This window comes from Idiomarina sp. Sol25 (assembly GCF_033052775.1).
Lineage (GTDB): Bacteria > Pseudomonadota > Gammaproteobacteria > Enterobacterales > Alteromonadaceae > Idiomarina.
The window spans coordinates 1-235 of sequence record NZ_JAUPEW010000247.1; the positions used below are offsets into that span (position 1 = coordinate 1).

Genomic DNA, 235 nt, shown 5'->3' on the forward strand with positions numbered 1-235 from the left:
CGGTAGCATTATTGATTGGATGAGTCTCTTGGCCTACATGCGCCGACACAGGTCACGGAACTGAACCAAACGCGATGCATGTCTTCGTAACCGGGGTTGCTGGCTTTGTCGGATTTCATACCGCCAAAGCGCTGCTCGCACGCGGGCACCGCGTGACAGGTGTCGACGACATCAACGACTACTATCCAGTCGCACTGAAAGAGGCGCGGCTGGTGCGGCTTCGGGCTGAGAAGGG

Annotated in this window: 1 protein-coding gene; it reads left to right on the forward strand. The window is 57.9% G+C overall.

Going from position 1 to position 235, the window contains the following annotated elements; translation table 11 throughout:
- Positions 1-74: 74 nt before the first annotated feature.
- The coding region (locus Q5L94_RS14155) for an NAD-dependent epimerase/dehydratase family protein (protein ID WP_317498983.1) at positions 75-235 on the forward strand (161 nt) is incomplete at its 3' end.